The sequence below is a fragment of the Mesorhizobium helmanticense genome, assembly GCF_003034915.1.
GTDB classification, from domain to species: Bacteria; Pseudomonadota; Alphaproteobacteria; order Rhizobiales; family Rhizobiaceae; genus Mesorhizobium; species Mesorhizobium helmanticense.
The window spans coordinates 1-1,206 of sequence record NZ_PZJX01000109.1 but is presented as its reverse complement, the minus strand read 5'-3'; the positions used below and the strand labels follow the sequence as shown (position 1 = coordinate 1,206).

The 1,206-nt window shown below is 60.9% G+C and carries 1 protein-coding gene and 2 pseudogenes; 1 reads left to right on the top strand and 2 read right to left on the bottom strand.

The annotated features are described in order from the left end of the window. Both C9427_RS33530 and C9427_RS33525 read right to left on the bottom strand, forming a co-directional pair. Positions 1-465, bottom strand: a 465-nt coding sequence (locus C9427_RS33530) for a hypothetical protein (RefSeq protein ID WP_245437299.1), incomplete at its 3' end; no start/stop codon positions are given. Positions 466-523: 58 nt separating this feature from the next. Next, positions 524-1,065: pseudogene (locus C9427_RS33525) on the bottom strand (recombinase family protein); the annotation flags it as partial. On the opposite strand from C9427_RS33525, the pseudogene C9427_RS33520 reads away from it, so the two are divergent. Further along, positions 1,005-1,206: pseudogene (locus C9427_RS33520) on the top strand (transposase); the annotation flags it as partial. The pseudogenes C9427_RS33525 and C9427_RS33520 sit on opposite strands and share 61 nt — an antisense overlap.

The following is a 1,206-nucleotide window of genomic DNA, read 5'->3' as shown; positions in this document are numbered from 1 at the left end:
AGCAGCATTTCCTCGAGACGCAGGCTCAAGGGGAACCTGTAGTAGGCCTAATCGGCCCGAAGCTGCGATTTTGGCCAACTTGCGGAACAATCCGAGAACGTCACGGCTTGTTCGCCTTGGCTTGGAGGAGCATGGCGACGTTTCGGCGGCAAATTTGAACCCTCTGCGGTCGGGAATTCGCTCAGCGGAGATCGGGTAGCGTGGCCGCTTTGGATAGATGCCGGTGATCCGGAATCGCTCGCTTCCGGTGCGGAACTCGCGTCCGAAGTCCGAAGGGGCCAATCCGAAGTGCTCTGCCAAGAACTCGAACCTGTCTTTTTCGAGATTGAATGCGGTGCCGTCGGAAGCGGGAATGCTGACGCGGAACACGGGCTCGAAGAAGAAGCCGGTATCCGTGCCGCGCCATCCGGCGCCCTCGATGACCAGGCCGTGGTCCTCAGCGATCTTCTGGCAGACCTCGAGCATGCGGGTCTGGATCTCTTCGCATGTCGCTGGCGTCAGACGGGTTATGAGCCTGCCCTTCGTCATTTGCCCCTTTCCTCACCTGATAGACAGTACCGCGTGAGACGCCGAGATCGCGGGCGATTTGTGTTAGGCCCTGACCCTGTTTAAGCCTTTGCTGGATCGCGTCGCGGTCGATTTTCGGCGGCCGGCCCTTGTATGTGCCGCGCTTCTTGGCGGCAGCGATTCCCTCCGCCTGGCGCTCGCGCCGCAGATTGGTCTCGAACTCGGCAAAGACACCAAGCATGTCAAAGAAGGCCTTACCGGCGGCGGTCGACGTATCGACAGGTTGTTCTGTCGCGGAGAGATGCGCGCCCTTCGTCTTGAGCTTGTCCACGATCATCTGCAGGTCGCGCAGCGATCTGGCCAGGAGGTCAATCCGGGTGACGAAAGCGTCTCGCCAACATGAATGAAGCCGAGAATGGTGTTGAGTTGCGGCCGGCCTTCCAGGGTAGAGCCGCTCTTCTACTCCTCGCGAATGACCTCGCAGCCGGCGGCCTTGAGCGCGGCGATCTGCCCGGCGAGGTTCTGGTCGGTGGGATCGCCAACTGCTTGCAACGGCACGGGAAAGCCAGGCCACGCGGCTTTTGATGACGGTACCGGGTATTGGTGCCGTGACGGCTGTCTCCTATGTCGCTGCAATTGAGGACCCGGCAAACTTCCGAACGTCGCGTTCGGTTGGAGCCTGGCTTGGACTGACCACGC